At 22.2% G+C, this 487-nt stretch carries 1 protein-coding gene; it reads right to left on the bottom strand.

Going from position 1 to position 487, the window contains the following annotated elements; translation table 11 throughout:
* Window positions 1-48: 48 nt before the first annotated feature.
* On the bottom strand, window positions 49-306 hold the full coding sequence (locus tag GM111_RS08095; RefSeq protein WP_156300582.1) for a transposase: 258 nt from the start codon (window positions 304-306) through the stop codon (window positions 49-51).
* Window positions 307-487 lie beyond the last annotated feature (181 nt).

The following is a 487-nucleotide window of genomic DNA, read 5'->3' as shown; positions in this document are numbered from 1 at the left end:
ACGAAAAAGCTTCTATCTTTGTTCCATCAATAAATACTTCATTTTCATTTATATTAATATTGATACAAATTGATAAAGTAAATCTATGATATCTTCTTTATATCTCTCAATAAAATTTTGTAATCTTGTTAATTTAGGTGCTTCTTCACCGTTAAGAAGATATATGAAGTTAATATTTTCATTGCAATTTCTTATTATCTTTCTTAATTCTAATTCAGAATAAAAAGCATATAAAAGAATTATTTTAAACATAACATCTAATGAATTTTTAGGTTTTCTACCTTTTTTTAAGTCTTTACTTTCGATTTATTTTTAAAAACTAGTTCCTTAGCTAGCTCGTTAAGAAGACTTACAGGAAAATTTACATCAAATTCAAAATGTTTGTAATTATTTACGTTAAAAAGTTGATTTTCTTTTGTATTTGTGATACTATTCAACTGTATTTTAAGCATAACTAATTACACCATAAAATGTTGATTTTATCAAT

Origin of the sequence: Streptobacillus canis (genome assembly GCF_009733925.1) — a bacterium.
Taxonomy (GTDB): domain Bacteria; phylum Fusobacteriota; class Fusobacteriia; order Fusobacteriales; family Leptotrichiaceae; genus Streptobacillus; species Streptobacillus canis.
This window is presented reverse-complemented; position numbering and strand designations above follow the sequence as displayed.